Source organism: Pseudomonas sp. S07E 245 (assembly GCF_019599025.1).
Lineage (GTDB): Bacteria > Pseudomonadota > Gammaproteobacteria > Pseudomonadales > Pseudomonadaceae > Aquipseudomonas > Aquipseudomonas shirazensis.
Genome location: NZ_CP080625.1, coordinates 2,911,655 through 2,937,222 on the forward strand (window position 1 = coordinate 2,911,655; position 25,568 = coordinate 2,937,222).

18 protein-coding genes and 2 tRNA genes are annotated in these 25,568 nt (G+C 63.4%); 8 read left to right on the forward strand and 12 right to left on the reverse strand.

Annotated features, from left to right (window positions below; genetic code table 11):
- Positions 1 to 94 precede the first annotated feature (94 nt).
- Entirely contained in the window at positions 95 to 2,176 is a 2,082-nt protein-coding gene (locus K3F44_RS13425) for a carboxy terminal-processing peptidase (protein WP_178080788.1), read from the forward strand.
- Positions 2,177 to 2,373: 197 nt separating this feature from the next.
- On the opposite strand, the gene K3F44_RS13430 is transcribed toward K3F44_RS13425, so the two are convergent.
- The 7 genes from K3F44_RS13430 to nirB all read right to left on the reverse strand — a co-directional run bounded on the left by K3F44_RS13430 (position 2,374) and on the right by nirB (position 8,778).
- A complete protein-coding gene (locus K3F44_RS13430; RefSeq protein ID WP_101321701.1) occupies positions 2,374 to 2,757 on the reverse strand; it encodes a hypothetical protein in 384 nt (127 codons plus the stop codon).
- The gene (locus tag K3F44_RS13435; protein ID WP_103438248.1) at positions 2,754 to 3,104 is read right to left on the reverse strand and encodes a helix-turn-helix transcriptional regulator; all 351 of its coding nucleotides are present in this window, start codon (positions 3,102 to 3,104) and stop codon (positions 2,754 to 2,756) included. The genes K3F44_RS13430 and K3F44_RS13435 overlap by 4 nt, the downstream gene beginning before the upstream one ends.
- Positions 3,105 to 3,204: 100 nt before the next feature.
- A complete protein-coding gene (locus K3F44_RS13440) occupies positions 3,205 to 3,645 on the reverse strand; it encodes a YkvA family protein (RefSeq protein WP_101321703.1) in 441 nt (146 codons plus the stop codon).
- A gap of 272 nt (positions 3,646 to 3,917) precedes the next feature.
- Positions 3,918 to 4,658, reverse strand: a complete 741-nt coding sequence (locus K3F44_RS13445) for an FKBP-type peptidyl-prolyl cis-trans isomerase (protein WP_101321704.1) — start codon at positions 4,656 to 4,658, stop codon at positions 3,918 to 3,920.
- 229 nt (positions 4,659 to 4,887) lie between these two features.
- Positions 4,888 to 5,820 carry a pca operon transcription factor PcaQ gene (gene pcaQ, locus K3F44_RS13450; protein ID WP_101321705.1) on the reverse strand — a complete coding sequence of 311 codons (933 nt, stop codon included), beginning with the start codon at positions 5,818 to 5,820 and terminating at the stop codon, positions 4,888 to 4,890.
- A gap of 43 nt (positions 5,821 to 5,863) precedes the next feature.
- Positions 5,864 to 6,226, reverse strand: a complete 363-nt coding sequence (gene nirD, locus K3F44_RS13455; RefSeq protein ID WP_188035388.1) for a nitrite reductase small subunit NirD — start codon at positions 6,224 to 6,226, stop codon at positions 5,864 to 5,866.
- On the reverse strand, positions 6,226 to 8,778 hold the full coding sequence (nirB, locus tag K3F44_RS13460; RefSeq protein ID WP_220632412.1) for a nitrite reductase large subunit NirB: 2,553 nt from the start codon (positions 8,776 to 8,778) through the stop codon (positions 6,226 to 6,228). Before nirB ends, nirD begins: the two co-directional genes overlap by 1 nt.
- Positions 8,779 to 9,149: 371 nt before the next feature.
- Between nirB and map the strand changes: the two genes are divergently transcribed.
- The 3 genes from map (at position 9,150) to K3F44_RS13475 (ending at position 13,387) form a co-directional block, all read left to right on the forward strand.
- Complete coding sequence (gene map / locus K3F44_RS13465; protein ID WP_220632413.1) at positions 9,150 to 9,941, forward strand: type I methionyl aminopeptidase; 792 nt, start codon at positions 9,150 to 9,152, stop codon at positions 9,939 to 9,941.
- 108 nt (positions 9,942 to 10,049) lie between these two features.
- The gene (locus K3F44_RS13470; RefSeq protein WP_220632414.1) at positions 10,050 to 10,742 is read left to right on the forward strand and encodes a DUF1266 domain-containing protein; all 693 of its coding nucleotides are present in this window, start codon (positions 10,050 to 10,052) and stop codon (positions 10,740 to 10,742) included.
- Entirely contained in the window at positions 10,739 to 13,387 is a 2,649-nt protein-coding gene (locus tag K3F44_RS13475) for a J domain-containing protein (RefSeq protein ID WP_220632415.1), read from the forward strand. The genes K3F44_RS13470 and K3F44_RS13475 overlap by 4 nt, the downstream gene beginning before the upstream one ends.
- 48 nt (positions 13,388 to 13,435) lie before the next feature.
- Here the strand turns inward: K3F44_RS13475 and K3F44_RS13480 are convergent, their stop codons facing one another.
- From K3F44_RS13480 to K3F44_RS13490, 3 genes are all read right to left on the reverse strand, one after another.
- Complete coding sequence (locus tag K3F44_RS13480; protein ID WP_150572535.1) at positions 13,436 to 15,142, reverse strand: molecular chaperone HscC; 1,707 nt, start codon at positions 15,140 to 15,142, stop codon at positions 13,436 to 13,438.
- A 156-nt stretch (positions 15,143 to 15,298) separates the two neighbouring features.
- Positions 15,299 to 15,375 (reverse strand) — tRNA-Asp (locus K3F44_RS13485).
- A 13-nt stretch (positions 15,376 to 15,388) separates the two neighbouring features.
- Positions 15,389 to 15,464: transfer RNA gene (locus tag K3F44_RS13490), tRNA-Val, on the reverse strand.
- A gap of 206 nt (positions 15,465 to 15,670) precedes the next feature.
- Here K3F44_RS13490 and rdgC point away from each other — a divergent pair.
- The 3 genes from rdgC to sugE all read left to right on the forward strand — a co-directional run bounded on the left by rdgC (position 15,671) and on the right by sugE (position 18,059).
- Positions 15,671 to 16,588: a recombination-associated protein RdgC gene (gene rdgC, locus K3F44_RS13495; RefSeq protein ID WP_101321711.1), complete on the forward strand. Its 918-nt coding sequence runs from the start codon at positions 15,671 to 15,673 to the stop codon at positions 16,586 to 16,588.
- A 73-nt stretch (positions 16,589 to 16,661) separates the two neighbouring features.
- Complete coding sequence (locus tag K3F44_RS13500; RefSeq protein WP_220632416.1) at positions 16,662 to 17,627, forward strand: bile acid:sodium symporter family protein; 966 nt, start codon at positions 16,662 to 16,664, stop codon at positions 17,625 to 17,627.
- Positions 17,628 to 17,741: 114 nt separating this feature from the next.
- Positions 17,742 to 18,059 (forward strand): quaternary ammonium compound efflux SMR transporter SugE, encoded by a 318-nt coding sequence (gene sugE / locus K3F44_RS13505; protein ID WP_220632417.1) that lies wholly within the window; start codon positions 17,742 to 17,744, stop codon positions 18,057 to 18,059.
- A 496-nt stretch (positions 18,060 to 18,555) separates the two neighbouring features.
- On the opposite strand, the gene K3F44_RS13510 is transcribed toward sugE, so the two are convergent.
- Positions 18,556 to 20,430 carry an MFS transporter gene (locus tag K3F44_RS13510; RefSeq protein ID WP_220632418.1) on the reverse strand — a complete coding sequence of 625 codons (1,875 nt, stop codon included), beginning with the start codon at positions 20,428 to 20,430 and terminating at the stop codon, positions 18,556 to 18,558.
- 208 nt (positions 20,431 to 20,638) lie between these two features.
- Between K3F44_RS13510 and K3F44_RS13515 the strand changes: the two genes are divergently transcribed.
- Positions 20,639 to 24,115 carry a hybrid sensor histidine kinase/response regulator gene (locus K3F44_RS13515; protein ID WP_150570926.1) on the forward strand — a complete coding sequence of 1,159 codons (3,477 nt, stop codon included), beginning with the start codon at positions 20,639 to 20,641 and terminating at the stop codon, positions 24,113 to 24,115.
- Here K3F44_RS13515 and rmuC read toward each other — a convergent pair.
- Entirely contained in the window at positions 24,087 to 25,445 is a 1,359-nt protein-coding gene (rmuC, locus tag K3F44_RS13520; RefSeq protein WP_178080838.1) for a DNA recombination protein RmuC, read from the reverse strand. The two genes, K3F44_RS13515 and rmuC, sit on opposite strands and share 29 nt — an antisense overlap.
- Between the last annotated feature and the right edge of the window lie 123 nt (positions 25,446 to 25,568).

Genomic DNA, 25,568 nt, shown 5'->3' on the forward strand with positions numbered 1-25,568 from the left:
CGGGCTTTTTGCAGTATTTGCCCGGCTCCATGGAACCGGCGAACGGAATAGACGGCCTACTATGCGTGATCAATTGCCTTTACGTCGAATCAGCATGAAGCATTTTCTGCCCAGCACCGCCCTCGCCCTGCTCATTGGCGTTGGCAGCCTGACGCTTGGCGGCAATGCGGCCGCCGCCAACAAGTGGGAAAGCCTGCAGCCAGACCGGGATGAGGTGGTTGCCAGTCTCAATGTGGTCGAGCTGCTCAAGCGCCACCACTACAGCAAGCCGCCACTGGATGACGCCCGTTCGGTGATCATCTACGACAGCTACATCAAGCTGCTCGATCCATCGCGCAGCTACTTCACGGCCTCGGACATCGCCGAGTTCGACAAGTGGAAGACCCAGTTCGACGATTTCCTCAAGAGCGGCAATCTCGATCCGGGCTTCACCATCTACAAGCGTTACCTGAACCGCGTCAAAGCCCGCCTGGACTTTGCCCTGGCCGAACTCAACAAGGGCGTCGACAAGATCGACTTCACCGTTGACGAGTCGCTGCTGGTCGATCGCAAAGACGCGCCATGGCTGAAAAACGACGCCGAGCTGGACGACCTCTGGCGCAAACGGGTAAAGGATGAAGTGCTGCGCCAGAAGATCGCCGGCAAGGACTTCAAGCAGATCCAGGAAACCCTGATCAAGCGCTACAAGAACCAACTTGCGCGGCTTGACCAGACCCGTGCCGAAGACATCTTCCAGGCCTACATCAACACCTTCGCCCAGTCCTACGACCCGCACACCAATTACCTGTCGCCGGACAACGCCGAAAACTTCGACATCAACATGAGCCTGTCGCTCGAAGGCATCGGTGCGGTGCTGCAGAATGACAACGATCAGGTCAAGATCGTCCGTTTGGTACCGGCCGGCCCTGCCGCCAAGACCAAACAGGTCGCCCCGGCCGACAAGATCATCGGTGTGGCCCAGGGCAACAAGGAAATGGTCGACGTGGTCGGCTGGCGTCTGGACGAAGTGGTCAAGCTGATCCGCGGCCCGAAAGGTTCGGTGGTGCGTCTTGAAGTCATCCCGGCCAGCAATGCGCCGAGCGACCAGACCAGCAAAATCGTTTCGATCACCCGCGAAGCAGTCAAGCTTGAAGAGCAGGCGGCAAAAAAGTCGGTGCTCAAGCTCAAGCAGGATGGCCGTGACTACAAGCTGGGGATCATCGAGATCCCGGCCTTCTACCTCGATTTCAAGGCCTACCGTGCCGGCGATCCTGAGTACAAGAGCACCACGCGCGACGTCAAGAAACTGCTCACCGAACTGCAGAACGAGAAAGTCGACGGCGTGGTCATCGACCTGCGCAACAACGGCGGCGGCTCGTTGCAGGAAGCCACCGAGCTGACCAGCCTGTTCATCGACAAAGGCCCGACCGTGCTGGTACGCAACAGCGACGGCCGCGTCGATGTGCTTGAAGATGAAAACCGCGGCGCCTTCTACAAAGGCCCGCTGACGCTACTGGTCAACCGTCTCTCGGCCTCGGCTTCGGAGATTTTCGCCGGCGCCATGCAGGACTACCATCGCGCCTTGATCATCGGTGGCCAGACCTTCGGCAAAGGCACCGTGCAGACCATCCAGCCGCTCAACCATGGTGAGCTGAAACTGACCCTGGCCAAGTTCTACCGGGTTTCCGGGCAGAGCACCCAGCATCAGGGCGTGCTGCCGGATATCGACTACCCGTCGATCATCGACACCAAGGAAATCGGCGAGAGCGCCCTGCCCGAGGCCATGCCATGGGACACCATCAAGCCGGCGATCAAGCCTGCCGTGGACCCGTTCAAGCCGTTCCTCACCGAGCTGAAGGCCCGCCACGACGCCCGTAGCGCCAAGGATGCCGAGTTCACCTACATCCGTGACCGCCTGGCCCTGAGCCAGAAGCTGATGAGCGAGAAGAGCGTCAGCCTCAACGAGCAGACCCGTCGCGCCCGCCACGATGAGATCGAGGGCAAGCAACTGGCCCTGGAAAACATCCGCCGCAAGGCCAAGGGTGAAGAGCCGCTCAAGGAACTGAAGAAAGAAGACGAAGACGCGCTACCGGTGGAAGATGAAAACACCAAACCGGAAGACGACGCCTACCTGGCCGAAACCGGGCGTATCCTGCTTGATTACCTGAGCCTGAGCTCGTCGGTAGCCAAGAAGTGATCGCCGGCTGATGCCAGTCGCAAAAAAAGGGGGTGGACGCCTAGGTGTCCACCCCCTTTGACCGTCTGCGTACCGGTCGCGATCCCTGTAGGAGCGGCCTTGTGTCGCGAAAGGGTCGCGGCAGCGGCCCTGGCATTCTGTGGTGCTACACAAATCCCGGGCACGCTACGCGCGCCTTTCGCGACACAAGGCCGCTCCTACGCAGAGCGCGTCGTTCCGGACTCGGGATAGCAGTGCTCGAATACCCTGGCCACTTCCGAGGCGTGCCAGGAGGCTGCTTCCATGCCATCGACCGGCCCGGTAAACCTGCCCAGGCGCTCGGCACATTCGAAAAAGCCGGTACGCGGCAGGCGGCTAGCGCCCTGGCTAATCACCAGCGAGCTGCGCAGCGGCTGTTCGGCGCGTGCGTCGATAGCGGCCAGATGCTCCAGCGCCGCGGTCAGCGTCTGCATGGCCGGGGTTGGCAGCTGCAGACGCTCGAGCAGGGCACGGTAGGTCAGCAGGTGGCGCTGGCGGCGGGCCATGTCCAGCTCGCCGAGCAGCCCATCCCAATGCTGGCGACTGATCCTGACGCCGCTCATGATGGCTCGCTCCAGCCAGCAATACCTAGGTGCCAGGCCAGGCTGCGCAGGATCGGCGCACCCGCTTCACGCTCGCCCGCTTCGATCATGGCCAGGTAGGCCGGACTGATGCCGACGCTGCGCGCCAGCGCTTCAGGCGCCAGGCCCTTGGCTTCCCGCAGGCGGGCCAGCTCGCTGATTGCCGGCAGGCTGGCAGGCGCCGCAGCAGGCTCTGCTAGCGTCTGCTCTGCCTTGGCAGGGCTGGACGCAGGCGCCTGGCCGGCAGCGACCAGCAGGGCCTGATACTGCTCCCAGGGAATGACGGCGTATTCGGGCTTATCGTCCCGGCTGATGACCTGAATTTCCATTGCAAACCCCTCACGTAGGGCTACTGCATGTAGCCCTTAGGCATAACCTTTATGCCAATTATATGACCAAGCGCGAGGGTCTGCGCGGATCAGGCTGAATTCAAGGCGTACCGCGCTCCAGGCGCAGGGCCTCGGGGGTGTCTGGCAGGCGCTCTACCACGCGCAAACGCTCTGGCGTCTGAGCGTCGCGCCAGGCCTTGAAACGGCCCAATTCGTCAGCCACGGTCTTCAATACCCAGCCGAGCACGGCGATGTCATCGAGAAAGCCGACGCCCAGCAGCCAGTCGGGGATCGCATCCAGCGGGCTGACGAAGTACAGCAGGCCGGCCACGATGGTCACCAGCGCCTTCGGGCTGATGGCGCGGTACTCGCCGCGCCACCAGGCCAGGCACAGGCTCTGCATCAAGCGCAGGTCTTCACGCAGTTGGCCAAGCTTGGGACCTTTGCGCGCGACCGCAAACAACAGCGCCGGCAACCGGCCACGGCTGAGCAGGCGCTCGGCGAGGGGCAGAAATCGGCTGAAATTCCAGGGTGCACTCATGGGGCCTCCGGGCGATGAGGTTATCCACATTTATTGTGGATAACCTTGTGAACAGGGCACAGTTTCCGCCGCCCCGTGCCGACAGGGCAAGGGTCGCGCTTAGATCGGGCGTTTTTTACCCAATCGTGACAGCTGCGCAAACGTTTTGCGTCATTGGGCAGACATGTACCGGCCACCCAATCTCGGACAAGCAATGCCGGCCGAGGTTCGTCTGGGTGCCCGCAAAAACGACAACGCCCCGTCAAGACGGGGCGTTGTAGACACGCTAAGGCTTACTGAGCCGGAGCTTCGGCTGGCGGCTCGGCGCCTTCGAGCTTGCTCGGATCTTTGATCGCCAGCAGTTCCAGGTCGAACACCAGTACCGAGTTGGCCGGGATCAGCGGGCTCGGGCTCTGTGCGCCGTAAGCCAGCTCAGCCGGGATGTACAGCTTGTACTTCTCACCGACGTGCATCAATTGCAGGCCTTCGACCCAACCTGGGATCACACCGCTGACCGGCAGATCGATCGGGCTGCCGCGCTCGACCGAGCTGTCGAACACCTTGCCATCGATCAGCTTGCCTTCGTAGTGAACGGTCACAACGTCAGAGGCTTTTGGCTGTGGGCCATCGGCTTTCTTCACGACTTCGTACTGCAGGCCGGAAGCGGTGGTCACGACGCCCTGCTTCTTGGCGTTTTCTTCGAGGAACTTCTTGCCAGCCGATGCGGCTTCTTCGCTGGCTTTGGTCAGGCGCTCTTCGGCACGCTTTTGCAGCGCGGTGAAGGCCTCGACCAGTTCGTCATCCTTGATGCGCTGCTCTTTCTTGCTGACAGCGTCATCGATACCCATGGCGACTGCTTTCGAATCAAGGTCTTCCATGCCTTCCTGAGCCAGGCTCTTGCCCATGTTCAGGCCGATACCGTAGGAGGCTTTCTGTGCCGGGGTTTTCAGCTCGACGTCGCTGGTCTGAGCGTCGCAGCCCGCCAGAACCAAACTTACCAGGGCAACCGCAGCCGCCAAACGATGTTGTTTCATGCTAGTTCCTTGTTCATGCGCCATAAGGGCAATCAGGGTAAAGCCGCGAGCTTAGCAGGCGGTCGTTACCAATGGCTACCGGCATAGGAGCCGCTTGCGGGCAGTAAGTTCAGTAGGTGAAAGGTTGTTCATGGCAACGCTGCAGCCACTGGCCAGTATTGAGCCCAGATGCTACCTGCGGCGGGTATTGTGGCTATTTATGTCTGCCCTGCGAAACATGACAGATCCGTCAGGGATAAAGCCCTTCGCGGTACTCCCCGGCCAACTCGCGCAGCACCTCGCACACCCACTGCGCCGGAAGGCTCTGCGGCAGCGCGGCATTGCGGCAGATGCCCACCGAGCCACCCGGTTCGTAGATGCCAAGGTCCAGCTCGACCAGCTCGCCGCGGCCCAGGTCGATCAGCACCGCGTCACGCGGGGCGACCCAGACTGCATCGCTGCCCAGCAGGTAGCGCCGGCTCAGCGCCAGCGACAAGGTCTCCAGACGTTGCGCCGGCATGTGGATGCCGCACTGCACAAACAGGCTGTCGGCGTGTTGGCGGATGGTGGTGCCCAGCGGAGGCAACACCAGCGGATAGTCGCCAACCCGGCTGCGTTCGAGCGGCTGTAGCGCCAGCAGCGGATGGCCCGGACGCACCACCAGACTCATCGATTCGCTGTACAGGTGCTCGAATGACAAGCCCTGAATCTGCGGGCTGTCGGTCATGCGCCCGACTACCAACTCCAGCTCACCCAGGCGCAGTTGGCCGAGCAACTGCGCACTGACCCCGGTGCTCACGCTGATCAGCAACGCCTGATGGCGCTGATGCAGGCGGCACAGCGCCTCCGGCATGAGCAGGCCTTCGACGGTCGAGAGCACGCCAATGCGCACCTGCGACGGCGCCCGCGCCTCGCCGCGCACACTGCTCACGCCATCGCGCAGGGCCTGCACGCTGGGGCCAGCGTAGCGCATGAAGCGCGTTCCAGCGGTGGTCAGCTCGACGCCCAGCCGAGTGCGCTCGAACAGCCGCGTCTCGAGCAACTGCTCAAGCTCTTTGAGGGTCTTGGAAATCGCTGGCTGGCTGATCGCCAGAACGTCAGCCGCACGCGCCAGGCTGCCCTGGCGGGCGATTTCCAGAAAGCACAGCAAGTGGCGGTACTTGATTCGAGTGTCGAGATTCATGCGTAAGAGCAGCTCTGCCCGCGATCAGCGTCGGTCAGCCATCTTAGCGCATCGCCACCTCGACAGCCTCCCCTGCCAGGCGCACCGGCCAGGTCCGCAGCGCCTGCTGCGGGTCTTCCAGGCAGCGCCCGCTGCGCAGGCTGAAGTGCTGCTTGTACAACGGCGCCGCCACCGTCAGCTCGCCACCGATGCTACCGATCAGGCCGCGGCCGATGATATTGGCGCCCGAGCGCGGGTCGCGATTGGCCACGGCATAAAGCGGCTGAGCCTGGCCAGGCAGGTAGAACAGCGCCACCTGCTCGCCGTCCAGCCACACCACTACACCGGAATCGGCGACCAGATCGCCGCGCTGGCAAACCGTTTGCCAGCTGGGTTGTTGCGCTACTGCGACATTGCATGAGTTCATCAGACAGCCTCCTCGACAGTTGGGATCAGGTGCAGCGCGGCCACCGGCCGGCGTTGTTCGCGTTCACGCACAAAGTGCACGTCCGGGTCGGCGCGCTGGTCGTTGACGAAGGTGCGGAACCGTTTGAGTTTTTCTGGATCGTTGAGGGCGTTGGCCCACTCGCATTCATACTGATCGACCACGTGCTGCATCTGCGCTTCGAGCTCGGCGCCAAGCAGCAGGCTGTCGTCAAGGATCACCGCCTTGAGGTAATCCAGGCCACCTTCCAGGCCCTCGCGCCAGACCGAGGTGCGCTGCAGCTTGTCGGCAGTGCGGATGTAGAACATCAGCACGCGGTCGATCATGCGGATCAGGCTGTCGTCATCGAGGTCGGTGGCAAACAGCTCGGCGTGCCGCGGGCGCATGCCGCCGTTGCCGCAGACGTAGAGGTTCCAGCCCTTGTCGGTGGCGATCACGCCGATGTCCTTGCTCTGCGCCTCGGCGCACTCGCGGGTGCAGCCGGACACGGCAAACTTGAGTTTGTGCGGCGAGCGCAGGCCCTTGTAGCGGTCTTCCAGGCGCAGGGCCATGGCCACGCTGTCCTGCACGCCGTAGCGGCACCAGGTGCTGCCGACGCAGGATTTGACCGTACGCGTCGACTTGCCATAAGCGTGACCGGTCTCGAAGCCTGCAGCGATCAGCTCGCCCCATATCAGCGGCAGTTCGTGCAACTGCGCGCCGAACAGGTCGATGCGCTGACCGCCGGTGATCTTGGTATAGAGGTCGTATTTTTTCGCCACCTGGCCGATCACGATCAGCTTGTCCGGGGTTATCTCGCCACCGGGAATGCGCGGCACCACCGAGTAGGTGCCGTTTTTCTGCATGTTGGCCATGAAGGTGTCGTTGGTGTCCTGCAGCGGCACCAGCGCGGCGTCCATGATCGGCTGGTTCCAGCACGAGGCCAGGATCGAACCCACCGCCGGTTTGCAGATGTCACAGCCGACATGGCCTTCGCCGTGACGCTCGAGCAGCTCATTGAAAGTGCGGATGCCCTCGACCCGGACCAGCCCATAAAGCTCCTGGCGGGTATAGCCGAAGTGCTCGCACAGGCTCTTGTCGACGGTGACCCCTCGGGCAGTCAACTCGTGCTCGAAGACCTGCTTGAGCAGCGCCGCGCAACCGCCGCAACCGCTGGCCGCCTTGGTGCAACTCTTGACCGCGGCGAGGTCGCTGCAGCCGCTGTCGATGGCCGCACAGACCGCGCCCTTGCTGACGTTGTGGCAGGAGCAGATGGTCGCCGTATCGGGCAAGGCATCGGCACCCAGCGCCGGCGCGCCGCCGCCCTGCGGCAGGATCAGCGTGGCCGGATCAGCTGGCAGGGCAATGCCGTTCTGGCAGTACTGCAGCAGGGTGTCGTAGTAGCTGTTGTCACCGACCAGCACCGCGCCGAGCACGTGCTTGCCGCTGGCATCGACCACCAGCCGGCGATAGGCCGCGTTGGCCTCGTCGATGAAGCGGTAACTGCGCGCGCCTGGAGTCGCGCCGTGGGCGTCGCCGATCGAGCCGACATCGACTCCAAGCAGCTTGAGTTTGGTTGACATGTCGGCGCCGGTGAACGGGGTGGACGTTTCACCAAGCAACAGCGCAGCAAGGTTGCGCGCCATGCTGTAACCGGGCGCGACCAGGCCGAACACGCTGCCATTCCACGAGGCGCACTCGCCGATGGCGAAGATCTGCGGGTCGCTGCTGCGGCAATCGTGGTCGATCGCCACTCCGCCACGCGCACCAGTCTCCAGGCCGCAGGCGCGGCCGAGGGCGTCTTGTGCGCGGATACCGGCAGAGAACACGATCAGGTCGGTTTCAAGATACTCGCCACCGTCGAAATTCATTCGATAGCGGTACTCACTGCCGGAGCTGATCGACTGGGTGGCGCGTGACACATGCACCCCCACGCCCAGCGCCTCGATCTGCGCCTTCAATGCCGCGCCGCCTTCGCTGTCGAGCTGCACCGGCATCAAGCGCGGCGCGAACTCCACCACGTGTGCTTCCAGGCCCAGCGACTTCAAGGCGTTGGCCGCCTCGAGGCCCAGCAAGCCGCCACCGACCACCACACCCCGGCGGCTGCCGCTGGCGGCGGCGCGAATGGCGTCAAGGTCATCCAGGGTGCGATAGACCAGCCGCGACGTGCCGCTGGAGCCTTCGACTGGCGGCACGAACGGATAAGAGCCGGTGGCCAGGACCAACTGGTCGTAGCCATAACGGCCCTCTGCGGTGACCACTTCACAGCGCTCGCGATCGATCTCGAGCACGCCCTCGCCGAGGTGCAGGTGCACGCCGTGGCGATCGTAGAAATCCGCCTCGCACATGGCCAGCGCTTCGCTGTCGCTGCCGGCGAAGTACTCTGAGAGATGTACGCGATCGTAGGCGCGCTGACGCTCCTCGCCGAATACGCGCACCTCGAAGCGCGCCAATGCGCCGCGCTCGACCAGTTGCTCGACGCAGTGATGGCCGACCATGCCGTTGCCGACGATGACCAGTCGCTGAAGTTGTCCGCCGTTCGCTGTTGCCTGCATAGCCGATCCTCGATCACGGGTTGGCGGGGTTGGCCGCCGCAAAGACAAAAAAAAACGCCTGGAGCCGAAGCTCCAGGCGCCTTTGCCTGTTCTCATCTGGGTGAGGCCCCTGATTGATCGCCGTTGATCAGTGGGGCGTGTTGTAGATGGGTCAAAGCAGGGACTGTGCCAATTATTGGGCGATGGCTTTGGCCGGGGCTCGACGCTTGCGCGAACGGGTAGTGGCGAGAAAGTCGATGCGCCGCCTATGGGGGATTTTCGACTCGTCTTGGTGCACGTGTCCCCATCCTGGGGCACGGCGCCGCGGTGGCAAGGCTGGGTGCCATGGGGATATGCTGCAGCCTGATTCAAGCGAGGTCTTTGAAGCGCCAATGTCCCAAGTCATCCTCAAGACAGCCGAACAACTCGAGCTGATGCGCCGCGCCGGCCAGTTGCTGGCGCAGGTGTTTGCCGAACTCGACGGCTTCATCCGCCCCGGCGTGACCACGATGCAGATCAACGACCACGCCGAGGCGTTCATCGTCCAGACCCTGCGCGCCCGGCCGGCCAGCAAGGGCCAATACGGTTTCCCCTATTCGCTGAACACTTCGGTCGATCACGTCGTCTGTCACGGCATGCCCAAGGCTGACGAAGTGCTCGCTGAAGGCTCGATCGTCAACGTCGACATCACCCTGGAACAAGGCGGTTATATTGCCGACTCGTCGAAGATGTACCGCATCGGCGCGATCAGCGCTGAAGCCGAGCGGTTGGTAGAAACCACTTATGACGCGCTCTGGCGCGGCATCGAGCAAGTTCGCCCGGGGGCCACTCTGGGCGACATCGGCCACGCCATTCAGAGCACCGCCGAAGCGGCTGGCTACAGCGTAGTACGTGAATACTGTGGCCATGGCATCGGCCAGCAGATGCACGAAAAACCGGAAATCCTCCACTTCGGCCAACGCGGCATGGGCATGAAGCTCAAGCCTGGCATGGTCTTCACCATCGAGCCGATGATCAACCAGGGCGCGCGCGGCACCCGCGAGCTGAAAGATGGCTGGACGGTGATCACCCGCGACGGCGCGCTGTCGGCGCAGTGGGAACACACCGTTGCGGTCACTGCTGACGGTTATGAAGTGCTGACCCTGCGCGAGGAAGAACGTCTGGCCGGAAAAACGGTCAGCTGAAGCGCCATCCCGAGCAGGCCATTTGCCGCCGTGCTGGCCGCTATTTACAATCGCCACCCGCAAGGCCGGCCGTCCTCTCTGTTCTGCGCCGGCCCAGGAGTCCGTGTCATGGAAGAAACCGCGCAGCATTGGCTGCATGCCTTGTCCGCACCGATGGCTGCCCTCAACGGTGCCAGCTACACCGCGCCGGACTATCACGAGGGCGACGACCAGAGCGACCTCGAACGCTGGTGGGGCATCAGCAACCGTGCGCAGTTGCTGGACATGCTCGGTATGGCTGACAACGGCCACGCCACCGAGCTGTCCGAAGCCTACTGGCAGTTCCAGCGCTGCTTGCCCAGCCAGTGGCGAGCGCTGCTCGAGCGCCTGCCCGAACGGGACCGGATCAAGTACCAGTACGCCGCCCGCACCTACCCGGACTGCGGCCCCGGCGGCACCCGCGCCTGGGACCTGGGGCGGATGAGCTTTCTGCTGCGCGCCGGGCTGAAAAAGTCCTACATCACTGCCGAAGAAAGCCTCTACCTGCATTACCGCCTGGCCTTGCGTGCCCGCCATTACTACAACAGCTGGGACGGCTACCTGGCCGGCTACCTGTTCGGCAAGGCGCTGTGGAACGTCTCTGACAGCAGCGACCAGGCACTCGCCGCCGAACTCGAACGCCAGGGCAACGAGCACTGGAACCGCTGCATCCTGCTCAACCTGCGCCTGGGTGCCAGCGAGCTGCTGGCCAGCCTCAGCTGGGATCTGCCATTACCTGAACCGGAACGCCCGGCATCGCTGGAAGAGGACTGCTGGTCATGAGTTGCTGGATACGCCTTGGCCTGGAACCGACCCAGGACCTCAATCTGATCCGCCAGGCCTACCGCGGCCTGCTGCCGGCACATCATCCGGAAACTGACCCGCAAGGTTTCCAGGCGCTGCGCGAGGCCTACGAACAAGCGCTGCGCCTGGCCCGTGAAAGCGAGGCCGACGCCGCGCCAGTGGTCGAAGCCGAAGCCAGAGCTGACGAGATGTCAGGCGCATTGCGCGGTTTTCACCGGTTGCTGGAAGACCCCACCCTGCGTTTCGATCCCGCCGCCTGGCAGGGCTACATCGCCGAGCTCGACGAACTGCCGTTGGACGAACTGGAACAACTGAGCTGGCAGCTGCTGCATGAACTGCGCAGCTGCGGGCCGATTTCGCACCGCTGCGCCGGCCTGCTGGCACAGCGCCTGGGTTGGGCTGAACAGTTGCTGCGCCTGCAAGACCCGCAGGAGGTCGAAGCATTCCTCCAGCGCCTGAGCGAACCCGATCCATTCGATACCAGCCTGATGCGCGACTGGCCACCCGCTGCGCAATTGGAGACGCTGTGGTACTTCCGCAGCCTGGAATACTGCTTCAATCAGCGCCCGCTGTTCGAGTACGAGCAGTTCGTACAGGCACACACCTGCCTCGCTTTCCCCAACGACGAAGCTCTGCTGCAACGCCTGCTGGTGCAGTTCTGCCAGGCCGGGATCGGCAGCCAGACCCTGCACGCGCAGGTGCAGCAGCAACTGCAACAGGCGCCCGACGATGTCGACCTGCTGTACCTGCTGGCGCGCCAGGCCGAGGCGCTTGGCGCTGAACAGCAGGCACTGGAATGCTGGCTGCGGCTGTGGCGCGAACATCGCCACCCGCAGGCCGAGCGCTGGCTGCTCAACCTGTGCGCACGGCACCAGCCGCAGCGCTTGCCGCTGCTGATCCAGGCGTTCGACCTGCAGACCCCGTGCGACAGCTGGCCGGCCGACCTCGCCGACCCGGCGCAGGCCTGGGGTAGCCCGTCGCAGAGCCCGCAGACCTTGTCGCGCTGGCTCGAAGCGGCGCGGCTTGAACTGGGCGACATTGCCGCGACATTCATCGATTGGCGCCTGGACGGTGACGACGAATTGCCACTGCTGGCCTGGTTGCTGCAGGAGCAGCCGGACGCAGACTTGCAGCGCTTGTACTGGCTGGCCTGGGCCCTGCAACGCGGTGAAGCCGAGCTGCTGCGTCTGGTAGTCGCTGAGCCAGCGCGGGAAGACACTCTCGATAACCTGATCCTCGAAGGCTTGCAAGCGCAAGCGGCGCAGCAGCTGCACTGGCTCGAACAGTCGCCGGTGGTGCAGGCATTGGTAGATCTCTGCGCAGCCAATGATCCACGCGCACAGTTGCCTGAAGCGCTCAGTGAAGACGCCATCCGCCCGGTCTGCCGCGAGTGGCTGCGGCGTATGCGGGTGTATCCCGAGCACGCCCTGCATGAACTCAACAGCCAGTTCGACATGCGCCGCATGTTCACCCGGCCGTTCGCCCTGCAGACGCAGGAAGCCCTGGCCGCCCATGGCGCGCCACTGCCAGCGCCGGCAGCAGGCGAATCACTGTGGGCCTGGCACCGTCAGCAGCTGTTCATGCTGGCGCTGTTCGACCAGCCAAGCCGCTGGCTGGCGTTGATCGACCCGCAACTGCCCGGGCAACTGCACTACCCGGCCGAGCACCCGTTTGCCTCGCTGCACAGCGCGCTGCTGCAGGCCATCGCCGGGCCGCATGGCAGCAGCGATGTGCTGGCCGCGCTGGACTACAACGAGCCGCTGCAAGGCCTGCTCGCCAGCCGCGTGCTGAGCCTGCGCACGGCCCTCGACAGCAGCCGCCTGCCCACCGCTGCGCAGTTGCTGACCTGCCTGGAAAACGAACCGGCGGTGCTCGACGATTACCCACTGGGCAAAATGCTGTTCTGCGCCGTGCTCTATCACGATCGCAGCCTCGACGAAGCCCAGCGCACCCGCCTGCGCGATCGCCTCGAGGCGCTGTACATCGAGGACTACTGGTACGAGCCGTTACGCCGCAGCCTGGTGGCCGGCAAGTGCACACATCCAAGCGGGCAGCTACTGCGTAAACAAGGGATGGCCAGCGCCCCGTTCAACGACGCTCTGGATGCCCTCGACAGCCTGCTCAATGACTGCGCACCGCCGAAAACGCGGTTGTTGCGTAGATTGCAGAAAGCCAAGGACAACGTCGACCTCGACCCCGGCCTGCGCTGCGCGATCATGGCGTTGCTGGGCTGGACCGAGCGCATGCTGCGCAACAACAGCAAGCAGGTGGCGCAGCCAATGTGGGCGGTGTGGAAGCTCAACAGCCGCCTCGACCGCAAGGGCTTCGGCCTGCATCTGTTAGCGGTGATCGCCTGCGGCAGCCTGATGACCTTGCTGCCGGCGATGGCAGCGCCGATGGTGCTGCTGATGGTCAGCGCCATGCTGCGGCGCCTGCGCGATCTTGGCCAGGGCGTGCCGGTGCTGATCCTGCTTGTGGTGCTCAGCCGGGTGCTGCCGGTGGTGCCGCTGATACTGGTGAGCCTACCGGGAGACAAACTGCCCAACCGCTATGGGCCAGTGCCGGGCAAGGCGGCCGATCTGGAGGGTGGTTTGCAGGCGGCCTTGCGCCGGATGAACGGCTAGCCATCACCCTGAGCAAGGCAACAGGCCGCAGTGCGGCCCGAGCCAAGGTCAGTAACGCAGCTCGTCCAGCGCCTGGCTCAATTGCTGGCGCTGGCGGCTGATCTCGCCGGCCTGCTGCCCGGCCAACACTCCGTTGAACGTATCCAGCCAGCTGCCGATCAGCTCGCGCTCATCGCCCAGGCTCTGCATCCAGGCCCGCTCCAGCCGCGCCAGCAAGGTGCGGTTGGGCAAGGCATCGCGTGGGTGAATCTTCAGCCGCGACAAGCGCTCATGGCTGGCCTGGCGCGCGTCCTGATCCAGCCCGGTCGGGCTGCGGTCAATGCTGTGGCTGTGTTTGAGGCCGGTTTCGATGAATGTCACATCGACTTCAAGCAAGCCGTTGATGTCGTAGCTGAAACGCACATCCAGTGACTGAATCTGCCCGGTCGACTGCAGCGGGACCTCGAAACTGTCGACCAGGATATTGTCGCGCACCCAGGGACGCTCGCCTTGGTATACCGCGATACGCACGGTTTTTTGCTCCGGGTGGGTGCTGTAGAAGCGCTCGACCCGTGAGGTGGGGATCACCGTATTACGTTCGATGATCGGCGAAAACGCGCCGGCGCTCTGCTCGCCACGCTGCGAGGCAATGCCCAGGGTATACGGGCACACGTCGGTCAGGATCAATTCGTCGATGGCCGCATCGCGGGCCTTGCAAGCCGCCTGGCTGGCGGCGCCAAGGGCGACGATGGTGTCTGGGTCCAGGTGCCGGTACGGCAGCCGGCCAAACAGCTTGGCCACCAACTGCTGCACCTGCGGCATGCGCGTGGCGCCGCCGACCAGCACCAGGCTGTCGAGCTCCTTGGGGCTCAAGCGCGCATCGCGCAGGGCCTGTTCGATCGGTGCGCGCACCCGAGCCAGCAACGGCGCCCAGATGCCCTGCAGCTTGAGCTCGTCGAGCTGCCACTCACGGGCCTGGCCGTCGCCTTGCCAGGTCAAGGTCGATTGACCCTCACCCAGCGCATGTTTGAACTGGTCGATGGCGTCGTGCAGGCTGGCCAGCGCCTGTGGCTCGAGCTGCTCGAGTTTGAGCCCCCAGTCGCGCAGGCACGCCAGCAACAATGCATCGGTAAAGTCTTCACCGCCCAGATAGTTGTCACCGGTGGAGGCATGCACTTCGATCAGCGGCAGCGCGTATTCCAGCACGGTCACATCGAAGGTGCCGCCGCCCAGGTCGAACACCAGTGTGCGCTCGAACTTTTGTTCGTGCAGGCCGTAGGCCATGGCTGCTGCGGTTGGTTCGTTGATCAGCCGCTGCACCTTGAGCCCGGCCAACTCTGCGGCAAACACCGTGCGCTTGCGCTGCTCGTCACTGAAATAGGCTGGAACCGAGATAACCGCTTCGCTGACCGGGCAGCCCAGATACGCTTCGGCATCCTGCTTCAAGGCTCCCAGCACCAGCGCCGACAGTTCTTCAGGGGTGAAGCGATGCTCGCCCAGCTCGAAGCGCTTGTCGCTGCCCATGAACCGTTTGAACGCAGCTGCGCTGCGCAGCGGATGGGTGGTCAGGCGGGCTTTGGCGGCTTTGCCGACCAGAATACTGCCATCGTCATCGACGCTGACCACCGATGGCGTCAATACGTCGCCGAGGGCATTGGCGATCAGTTGGGCTTGGCCATCCTGCCATACGGCGATCAGGCTGTTGGTGGTGCCCAGGTCGATACCGAGCAAAGGCGCCGCAGCGGCGGGCGTTGGAGAGGTACTGGCATCCTGCATGGTCGGTCTCTTGCGTGCAATGAAGAGCCGGAGCACAGCCTGCTGGCCGCGACCGGCGGACAAGGCATTCTGACGCAATGCCAGAAACAAAAAAAGCGACCCTAAGGTCGCTTTCTCTGTCGCTTCAAGGTGTTCAGTGGGCCTTGAAGCTCAATATGGCGCAGCGGACGGGACTCGAACCCGCGACCCCCGGCGTGACAGGCCGGTATTCTAACCGACTGAACTACCGCTGCGCTATACATCGAGTGGTGGGTGATGACGGGATCGAACCGCCGACCCTCTGCTTGTAAGGCAGATGCTCTCCCGGCTGAGCTAATCACCCTTCGTCTCGGTGTGGCGCGCATTCTACGGAGGACGTACCACCCTGGCAAGCACTTTTTTCAAATAATTTTGCAGGCCTTTCAAGGACCTAGCGCTATCAGGCTTTTATTGACCATTAACCGCCTGATGGCCCTCTGACAGGGTTGGCCGCATGGCCCCAGTCGGAGAATAATGCCCGCCTTATGCATTAAGGAGAGATCTACCCCCATGTGGTTCAAGAACCTGCTGACCTACCGCCTGACCCAGGAAGTCCCATTCGAGCCTGAGGCACTGGAAACTGCCCTGGCCAGCAAGCCGGCCCGTCCGTGCGCCAGCCAGGAGCTGACCACCTATGGTTTCGTCGCGCCGTTCGGCAAGGGTGAAGACGCCCCGCTGGTGCACGTCAGCGGCGAGTACCTGCTGATTGCCGCGCGCAAGGAAGAGCGCATCCTGCCCAGCAGCGTGGTCAACGACGCGGTCAAAGAAAAGATCGAAGAGATCGAGACCGAGCAGATGCGCAAGGTCTATAAGAAAGAACGCGACCAGATCAAGGACGAGATCATCCAGGCCTTCCTGCCACGCGCCTTCATTCGTCGCTCGATGATCTTTGCCGCCATCGCCCCGCGTCAGGGCCTGATCCTGGTCAACTCGGCCAGCGCCAAGCGCGCCGAAGACCTGCTGTCGACCCTGCGTGAAGTGATGGGCTCGCTGCCGGTACGCCCGGTCACCGTGAAGGCCGCGCCTAGCGCGACCATGACCGAGTGGGTCACTTCGCAGGCGGCTGAGGACTTCCATGTCCTGGACGAGTGCGAGCTGCGTGACACCCACGAAGACGGCGGCATCGTCCGCTGCAAGCGCCAGGACCTGAAAAGCGACGAGATCCAGCTGCACCTGGGCAATGGCAAGGTCGTCACCCAGCTGGCCTTGGCCTGGCAGGACAAGCTGTCGTTCGTACTCGACGACAAGACCGTGATCAAGCGCCTGAAGTTCGAAGAACTGCTGCAAGAGCAGGCCGAGCAGGACGGCGGTGAAGAAGCCCAACAGCAGTTCGATGCGAGCTTCCTGCTGATGATGATGACCTTCAAGGAGTTCCTGCCGGCGCTGTTTGAAGCGCTGGGTGGTGAAGACATTCCGCAGGGCGTCTGATTGCGGCGTGGGGTTGCCCGCGCAGCCCCACCTGCATCGATTGGCTACTTAATAGAAGAACAAGGATTGTCCCATGCGTGCCCTCGCCGCCCTCAGCCGTTTCGTCGGCAACACCTTCGCCCTCTGGGTATTACTGTTTGCCTGCCTGGCGTTCCTGCAGCCGCAATGGTTCATCGGCCTGAAGGTGGCCATCGTGCCGCTGCTCGGGCTGGTGATGTTCGGCATGGGCCTGACCCTCAAGCTCGACGACTTCGCCGCCCTCGCCCGCCAGCCCTGGCGGGTTGCGCTTGGGGTGGTCGCGCACTTTGTGATCATGCCGGGCATGGCCTGGCTGCTGTGTCAGCTGTTCCAGCTTCCGGCAGAGATTGCCGTCGGTGTCATTCTGGTCGGTTGCTGCCCGAGTGGCACCGCCTCGAACGTGATGGTCTGGCTGTCCAAGGGTGACCTGGCGCTGGCGGTGGCGATCGCGGCGGTGACTACCCTGCTGGCGCCGTTGCTGACACCTGCGCTGATCTGGTTCCTGGCCTCGGCCTGGTTGCCGGTTTCGTTCATGGACATGTTCTGGTCGATCCTGCAGTTGGTGATGCTGCCGATCATTCTCGGCGTGCTCGCCCAGCGCTTGCTGGGCGCACGGGTGCAAGCTGCGGTGCAGGTGCTGCCGCTGGTATCGGTGGTGAGCATCGTGATGATCGTCTGCGCGGTAGTTGCGGCCAGCCAGGCGAAGATCGCCGAATCGGGGTTGCTGATCATGGCGGTGGTGATACTGCATAACAGCTTTGGCTATTTGCTTGGCTACCTCACCGGCAAGCTGTGCAAGTTGCCGCTGGCTCAGCGCAAGTCGCTGGCGCTGGAAGTTGGCATGCAGAACTCGGGGCTGGGCGCGGCGTTGGCGGCGGCGCATTTTTCGCCGTTGGCGGCGGTGCCGAGCGCGTTGTTCAGTGTGTGGCACAACATTTCTGGTGCGTTGCTTTCGACCTGGTTCCGGCGCATGCGGGAGCCGGGACATACCGGGGTCGAAACCAGGCCCGAGGCTCAGTGACTTGCCTTGGTAAACGCACTTGTGCAATATAGTGCACACGTGAGGACGACCTCACCACGCACTGCGTGACCAGCCTGGGGACGGCCCCATCCTTAATAAGATGGAGACTCACAGATGTCCTGGATCATTCTGTTTTTCGCCGGCCTGTTCGAAGTGGGCTGGGCGGTGGGTTTGAAATATACCGACGGGTTTACCCGGCCGTTGCCTACTGTGCTTACGGTGGGGGCGATGGTGATCAGCCTTGGGTTGCTGGGGTTGGCCATGAGGGAGTTGCCGCTGGGGACTGCTTACGCCATCTGGACCGGGGTGGGGGCGGTGGGTACGGTGATTGCCGGGATTATCCTGTTTGGGGAGTCGATGGCTTTGATTCGGCTGCTTAGTGTGGCTTTGATCATTACTGGGTTGGTGGGGTTGAAGGTTAGTGCTAGCTGATGGAGTGACTGGCGGTTTCGGGCACTATCCATTTGATTTGGCGGCTGTTCGGGCCCCTTTCGCCCTTACGGCGAGTCCCTTTTGGTCGTACTGCGTCCGCGGCAAAACGAACCAAAAGCCGTCGCTCCCACATACGGCCCCTGCGCTGCGGGGTTCCCTCTCTGCAGTATTGATCCCGGGAGGACCGCGCTGAACGGGCCCTCCTGGCCCGCAGCGCTTGCCGGGGTCGCTTCGCGACACAAGGCCGCTCCTACAGGCAACGCGTAATTGCATCATGCGCGGTCAAAATGTAGGAGCGGCCTTGTGTCGCGAAAGGGCCGCAGAGCGGCCCTAGCTCTCGATCTGCGCCAGCCCAGCGCAGGGGCCGGATGTGGAGCCAAGCGTTTTTTGTGGTTACTTTTTTGGCGCGTTTGCCAAACAAGTGACTCGCCGTAAGGGCAAAAGGAGCCCTAACAGCCACCACAAAAAACGGATAAGCCCCCAGTCCAGAAAACCCTCAACGCCGCCCCCCACGCAACCCCAAAACCCGCTCCCGCAATAACTCAGGCCCCGCCAAATCCCCAACCACAGCCTCCCCAGCCACAATGGTCACCCGCGACCACAGCCGCTTGAACAGGCCCTTGGCCGGATCGCGGCTGAAGAAACTCCCCCACAACCCTTGCAAGGCCAGCGGAATCACTGGTACCGGGGTTTCCTGCAGAATCCGCGTGACGCCACTCTTGAACTCATCGATCTCACCATCGGCCGTCAGTTTGCCCTCAGGGAAGATACACACCACCTCACCCGCCGTCAGGGCCGCAGCGATGCGCGCGAAGGCCCGCTCATAGGTGGCTTCATCCTCACCTCGCCCAGCAATCGGGATCGCCCCAGCGGTGCGGAAGATGAAGTTGAGCACCGGCAAGTTATAGATCTTGTAGTACATGACAAACCGAATCGGCCGGCGAATCGCCCCAGCGATCAACAGCGCATCGACGAACGACACATGGTTGCACACCAGCAGCGCCGCCCCCTCATCAGGAATACGCTGCAGGTCCCGATGCTCGACCCGATACATCGAGTGACTCAGCAGCCAGATCAAGAAGCGCATGGTGAATTCAGGCACGATGCTGAAGATATAAGCGTTAACGGCAATATTAAGCAGCGACACCACCAGAAACAGCTGTGGAATGGTCAGCTCGACCACGCTCAACAGCACAATGGTGACCAACGCCGACACCACCATGAACAACGCATTGAGAATGTTGTTGGCAGCAATCACCCGCGCCCGCTCACCCTCGGCAGTCCGCGCCTGGATCAGCGCATAAAGCGGCACGATATAGAACCCGCCAAACACCCCAAGGCCAACGATCGACAGCATGATCCACCAAGCCTGGTGCATGCCCAACAACGCCAGCCAGTCGTGCGCCACGTCGGTGCTCGGCACATCGCCCGAATGCCACCACCAGAGCAGGCCGAAAAAGGTCAGGCCGAACGAGCCGAACGGCACCAGGCCGATTTCCACCTTGCGCCCACTGAGTCGCTCGCACAGTAGCGAACCCACCGCGATGCCTACCGAGAACAACGTCAGTACCAGCGTCACCACCGTCTCGTCGCCGTGCAGCCAGTCCTTGGCGTAGGCCGGGATCTGGGTCAGGTAGATAGCCCCGACAAACCAGAACCACGAGTTGCCGACAATCGAGCGCGACACCGCCGGCGTCTGCCCAAGCCCCAAGCGTAGGGTCGCCCAGGACTGCTTGAAGATGTTCCAGTCGAGCTTCATCTGCGGCGCCACCGCAGCAGCGCGCGGGATCCAGCGGCTGGCCAGATAGCCGAGCACGGCGGTGCCGACGATGCCGCCGGCGACCACCGTTGCATAGCTGCTGGACGACATCATCACGCCAGCGCCAATGGTGCCCGCCAGAATAGCCAGGAACGTGCCCATCTCGACCAGGCCATTACCACCGACCAACTCGTCCTCGCGCAGCGCCTGCGGCAGGATCGAATACTTGACCGGCCCAAACAGCGCCGAGTGGGTGCCCATGGCGAACAGCGCCAGCAGCATCAGCACCAGGTGATTGCTGACAAAACCCACTGCGCCGATCGCCATGATGACGATCTCGGCCAGCTTGATCGCCCGTATCAGCGCATCCTTGGCGAACTTCTCGCCAAACTGCCCGGCCAGTGCCGAGAACAGGAAGAACGGCAGAATGAACAGCAGCGCGCACAGGTTGACCCAGATCGAGCGGTCGCCCTCAAGGCTGAGCTTGTACAGGATCGCCAGGATCAACGACTGCTTGAACAGGTTGTCATTGAACGCGCCCAGTGACTGGGTGATGAAAAACGGCAAGAAGCGCCGCTTGCCGAGCAAGGTAAATTGCGAGGGGTGACTCATCAATCGATTCCCTGAGTGATGCCGGTGGCTGTTTGTTGATTAGAATGCACCTGAGCGTCATTGCGCCACATCCAGATGCAGGTCGCCTGCTCTCAGGCCGCACTGCGACGACACGCCAGTGCGACCATGGTCGACGCTGACGACGCGCAAGGCACATGCCAGACTTGTTCACCGGGCCCACGCTCTACCCTATTGCTGCGGAGTTTTCATGTCGTTGTCCAGCGGGCTGATCGCCGTGGTCGCCCTGGTCTATATGGCCATCATGTTCGCCATCGCCTTTTACGGCGACCGCCGCAGCACGCCTCTGCCGCCGCGCCTGCGCGCCTGGGTATATAGCCTGTCGCTGGCCGTGTACTGCACCAGCTGGACATTCTTTGGCGCGGTCGGCCAGGCCGCCGAACAGCTCTGGGCGTTCTTGCCGATCTACCTGGGGCCGGTGCTGCTGTTGGTGTTCGCGCCGCAGGTCGTGCAGAAGATGGTGCTGATCAGCAAGCAGCAGAACATCACCTCGATTGCCGACTTCATCGCCGCACGTTATGGCAAGTCGCAGAGCCTGGCGGTGGTGGTGGCGCTGATCTGCCTGGTCGGCGTACTGCCCTACATTGCCTTGCAACTGAAGGGCATCGTGCTCGGCGTCAACCTGTTGATCGGCGCCAATGCCGATGCCACCGGCACCCGTGTGCAAGACACCGCACTGGTGGTGTCACTGGTGCTGGCGCTGTTCTCGATCGTGTTCGGCACGCGCAGCCTGGACGTCACCGAGCACCACCGCGGCATGGTCCTGGCGATTGCCTTCGAGGCGCTGGTCAAGCTGCTGGCGTTTCTTGCCGTGGGCGTGTTCGTGGTGTTCAACCTGTATGACGGCTTCGACGACCTGTTCACCCAGGCGCGCCAGTCGGTGCAGTTGGAGAGTTACTGGCAGGAGACCATCAACTGGCCGTCGATGGTGGTCCAGACCGGGGTGGCAATGATGGCGATCATCTGTCTGCCGCGGCAATTCCACGTCACCGTGGTCGAGAACATCGAAGCGCAGGACCTGCGCACGGCGCGCTGGGTGTTCCCGATGTACCTGGTACTGGCAGCGCTGTTCGTGGTGCCGATTGCCCTGGCTGGGCAGATGCTGCTGCCGGGCACGGTGATCTCCGACTCGTTCGTGATCAGCCTGCCACTGGCCGAAGCGCATCCAAGCCTGGCCTTGCTGGCCTTTATCGGCGGCGCCTCAGCGGCCACCGGCATGGTCATCGTCGAGGCGGTGGCGCTGTCGACCATGGTCTCCAACGACATGCTGCTGCCGTGGCTGCTGCGGCGCAAAAACGCCGAGCGCCCGTTCGAAGCGTTCCGCCACTGGATGCTCTCGGTGCGCCGGGTGACCATCGTGGTAATCCTGTTGCTGGCGTATGTCAGTTACCGCCTGCTGGGCTCCACCGCGAGCCTGGCGACCATTGGCCAGATCGCCTTCGCTGCGGTCACCCAGCTGACCCCGGCGATGCTCGGCGCGCTGTACTGGAAGCAGGCCAACCGCCGTGGCGTATTCGCCGGGCTGGCGGCGGGGATCTTCCTCTGGTTCTACACCCTGGTGCTGCCGATTACCGCGCACAGCCTGGGCTGGTCGCTGCAACTGTTCCCGGGCCTGACCTGGCTCGACAGCAACCCACTGAACCTGCCGATCACGCCACTGACCCAAGGTGTGGTGCTGTCGCTGGCGGGCAACTTCATCCTGTTTGCCTGGGTCTCGATCCTGTCGCGCACGCGCGTGTCCGAGCACTGGCAGGCGGGCCGGTTCATCGGCCAGCAAACCAGTGAGCGGCCCAACAGCCGTTCGCTGCTGGCGGTGCAGATCGACGACCTGCTCAACCTCGCCGCCCGCTTTGTCGGCGAAGAACGCGCCCGGCAGAGCTTCATTCGCTTCGCCTACCGCCAGGGCAAGGGCTTCAACCCCAACCAGAACGCCGATGGCGACTGGATCGAACACACCGAACGGCTACTCGCCGGCGTACTCGGCACCTCCTCGACCCGCGCCGTGGTCAAGGCTGCCATCGAAGGCCGCGACATGCAGCTGGAGGACGTGGTGCGCATCGCCGACGAGGCCAGCGAGGTGCTGCAGTTCAACCGTGCGTTGCTTCAGGGTGCCATCGAGAACATCAACCAGGGCATCAGCGTGGTTGACCAGAACCTGCACCTGGTGGCCTGGAACCGGCGTTATCTGGAGCTGTTCAACTACCCTGAGGGGCTGATCAGCGTTGGCCGGCCGATCGCCGATATCATCCGCTACAACGCCGACCGCGGCCTGTGCGGCCCGGGCGAGGCGCAGGTGCATGTGGCGCGCCGGCTGCACTGGATGCGCCAGGGCCGGGCGCACACCTCCGAGCGGCTGTTCCCCAATGGTCGGGTGATCGAGCTGATCGGCAACCCGATGCCGGGTGGTGGTTTTGTCATGAGCTTTACCGACATCACCCCGTTCCGCGAGGCCGAGCAGGCCCTCAAAGAGGCCAACGAAGGCCTCGAACAACGGGTCGCCGAACGCACCCATGAGTTGTCCCAGCTCAACCAGGCGCTGACCGAGGCGAAGAGCCGGGCCGAGGCCGTAAGCCAGTCGAAAACCCGATTCCTCGCCGCGGTCAGTCATGACCTGATGCAGCCGCTCAACGCTGCACGCTTGTTCTCGGCAGCGCTATCGCAACAAGCCGAGGGCATGAGCAGCGAGTCGCAGCAACTGGTGCAGCACATGGACAGCTCACTGCGTTCGGCTGAAGAGCTGATCAGCGACCTGCTGGACATCTCGCGCCTGGAAAACGGCAAGATCACCCCTGACGTGAAAGCCTTTGCCCTGAGCGATCTGTTCGACGCGCTGGGCGCCGAGTTCAAAGTGCTGGCGGCAGAAAAGGGCCTGGAGTTCCGTGTCCGTGGCAGCCGCCTGCGGGTGAACAGCGACATCAAGCTGCTGCGCCGGGTGCTGCAGAACTTCCTGACCAATGCCCTGCGTTACGGCAAAAGCCCGATCCTGTTTGGCGTGCGCCGCCAGGGCGGCCGGCTATGGCTGGAAGTGTGGGACCGCGGCCCGGGCATCACCGACGACAAACTGCAGGTGATCTTCCAGGAGTTCAAGCGCCTGGACAGCCACCAGACCCGCGCCGAAAAAGGCCTGGGCCTGGGCCTGGCGATCGCCGATGGCCTGTGCCGGGTACTCGGCCATGCCCTGGAAGTGCGCTCGTGGCCGGGCAAGGGCAGCGTGTTCCGCGTCAGTGTGCCGATTGCCAGCGGCAGCGTCGCGCCGGCTGCAGCCGTTGAACAGCAGCCGGGGCAACCGCTGGCGGGCCTGCAGGTGCTGTGTGTCGACAACGAAGACAGCATCCTGCTCGGCATGAACAGCCTGCTCAGCCGCTGGGGCTGTCAGGTCTGGACTGCGCGCAATCGTCAGGAATGCGAAGCGCTGCTGGCCAATGGCATGCGCCCGCACCTGGCGCTGGTCGACTTTCACCTGGATGAAGGCGACACCGGCACCGAGCTGATGGCCTGGCTACGCACGCGCCTCGGTGAGCCGGTGCCGGGTGTGGTGATCAGCGCCGATGGCCGCAGCGAAACCATTGCCATGGTCCACGCCGCCGGCCTCGATTACCTGGCCAAGCCGGTCAAGCCAGCCGCCTTGCGCGCTCTGCTCAACCGCCATCTGAGCCTGGTTCAGTAAGCGCTTCGTCACTCAAGGCGCGCTCCAGCAAGTCCGCCGGCAGGCTCTTGCTGGCCCGCGCGCCGAGCAACTTGAGCTGCTCACTGCGGCTGATCAGGTTGCCACGCCCTTCACAGAGCTTGTTGCGCGCAGCGGAGTAAGCCTTGTCGACCTGCTGCAAGCGACTGCCGAGCTCGTCCAGATCCTGGATGAACAAGACGAACTTGTCGTACAGCCAGCCGGCCCGCTCGGCGATTTCCCGCGCGTTCTGGCCCTGGCGCTCCTGCTTCCAGAGGCTGTCGATCACGCGCAGGGTGGCCAGCAAGGTGGTAGGGCTGACAATCACGATCTGCCGATCGAAGGCCTCCTGGAACAGGTTCGGCTCGGCCTGCAATGCCGCGGAGAAAGCCGCTTCGATCGGCACGAACAGCAGCACGAAATCGAGGCTATGCAGCCCCTCGAGGCGGCTGTAGTCCTTGCCGGACAAGCCTTTGACGTGGCTGCGCAGCGATTGCACATGCTGCTTGAGCGCCGCTTCGTCATTGCCGCTGACCCACTGCTGATAGGCCGTCAGGCTGACTTTGGCGTCGACCACCACCTGCTTGTCGCCGGGCAGCATGATCAGCACGTCTGGCTGAAAGCGCTCGCCGTCGGCGCTTTTCAGGCTGACCTGGGTTTGGTACTCGCGGCCCTTCTCCAGCCCTGCGTGTTCGAGGACCCGCTCAAGAATCAGCTCGCCCCAGTTGCCTTGGGTCTTTTGCCCTTTGAGCGCCTGGGTGAGGTTGGTGGCTTCATCCGACAGGCGCAGGTTGAGCTGCTGCAGACGCTCCAGCTCCTTGCTCAGCGAGAAGCGCTCACGGGCCTCCTGCTGGTAGGTTTCGTCGACGCGCTTCTCGAAGGCATGGATACGTTCCTTGAGCGGATCAAGTAACTGTCCGAGTTGCTGCTGGCTGGTCTGGGTGAAGCGCTGCTCGCGCTCGTCGAAGATCTTTGTAGCCATTTCGGCGAACTGCGCGCGCAGCGTGTCGCGGGCCTCTTGCAGGTCTTCCAGGCGCTGCTGATGGCTCTCCTGCTGCTCGCGCAGCTCGGCTTGCAAGCCGGCGGCATGGGCTTCCAGACGGCGCAGCTCGGACTCGCGGTTGCTGCGTTCGAGTTGCCAGGCATGGGCGGCGTCGCGGGCATTGTCACGCTCGACCTGCAGCAGTTCGACTTCGCGGCCCTGGGCGGCCAGGCTGGCCTGCTTGGCGCTATTGGCCTCGGCCAGGTCGCTGATTTCGTCACGGCTGGCGTCAAGCTGGGCCTGCAGCCCTTGCTGCGCGAGCAATGCCGTGCTCAGGCGCTCTTCGAGCAAGGCCCATTGGCGCTGCTGGGCAGCATGGCGCTGCTGTAGGTGCCAGACCCAGCCTAGGCAAGGAATTGCCGCTGCTACAAGGCCCAGCACGATGCTGAGCAGATCGACCGCCATAGCTACCTC

What these genes read in the sequence shown, in the direction of transcription:
- K3F44_RS13425 (WP_178080788.1), top strand. Translation starts at nt 95, where the DNA reads ATGAAGCATTTTCTGCCCAGCACCGCCCTCGCCCTGCTCATTGGCGTT.
- K3F44_RS13430 (WP_101321701.1), bottom strand. Translation starts at nt 2,757, where the DNA reads ATGAGCGGCGTCAGGATCAGTCGCCAGCATTGGGATGGGCTGCTCGGC.
- K3F44_RS13435 (WP_103438248.1), bottom strand. Translation starts at nt 3,104, where the DNA reads ATGGAAATTCAGGTCATCAGCCGGGACGATAAGCCCGAATACGCCGTC.
- K3F44_RS13440 (WP_101321703.1), bottom strand. Translation starts at nt 3,645, where the DNA reads ATGAGTGCACCCTGGAATTTCAGCCGATTTCTGCCCCTCGCCGAGCGC.
- K3F44_RS13445 (WP_101321704.1), bottom strand. Translation starts at nt 4,658, where the DNA reads ATGAAACAACATCGTTTGGCGGCTGCGGTTGCCCTGGTAAGTTTGGTT.
- pcaQ (WP_101321705.1), bottom strand. Translation starts at nt 5,820, where the DNA reads ATGAATCTCGACACTCGAATCAAGTACCGCCACTTGCTGTGCTTTCTG.
- nirD (WP_188035388.1), bottom strand. Translation starts at nt 6,226, where the DNA reads ATGAACTCATGCAATGTCGCAGTAGCGCAACAACCCAGCTGGCAAACG.
- nirB (WP_220632412.1), bottom strand. Translation starts at nt 8,778, where the DNA reads ATGCAGGCAACAGCGAACGGCGGACAACTTCAGCGACTGGTCATCGTC.
- map (WP_220632413.1), top strand. Translation starts at nt 9,150, where the DNA reads ATGTCCCAAGTCATCCTCAAGACAGCCGAACAACTCGAGCTGATGCGC.
- K3F44_RS13470 (WP_220632414.1), top strand. Translation starts at nt 10,050, where the DNA reads ATGGAAGAAACCGCGCAGCATTGGCTGCATGCCTTGTCCGCACCGATG.
- K3F44_RS13475 (WP_220632415.1), top strand. Translation starts at nt 10,739, where the DNA reads ATGAGTTGCTGGATACGCCTTGGCCTGGAACCGACCCAGGACCTCAAT.
- K3F44_RS13480 (WP_150572535.1), bottom strand. Translation starts at nt 15,142, where the DNA reads ATGCAGGATGCCAGTACCTCTCCAACGCCCGCCGCTGCGGCGCCTTTG.
- rdgC (WP_101321711.1), top strand. Translation starts at nt 15,671, where the DNA reads ATGTGGTTCAAGAACCTGCTGACCTACCGCCTGACCCAGGAAGTCCCA.
- K3F44_RS13500 (WP_220632416.1), top strand. Translation starts at nt 16,662, where the DNA reads ATGCGTGCCCTCGCCGCCCTCAGCCGTTTCGTCGGCAACACCTTCGCC.
- sugE (WP_220632417.1), top strand. Translation starts at nt 17,742, where the DNA reads ATGTCCTGGATCATTCTGTTTTTCGCCGGCCTGTTCGAAGTGGGCTGG.
- K3F44_RS13510 (WP_220632418.1), bottom strand. Translation starts at nt 20,430, where the DNA reads ATGAGTCACCCCTCGCAATTTACCTTGCTCGGCAAGCGGCGCTTCTTG.
- K3F44_RS13515 (WP_150570926.1), top strand. Translation starts at nt 20,639, where the DNA reads ATGTCGTTGTCCAGCGGGCTGATCGCCGTGGTCGCCCTGGTCTATATG.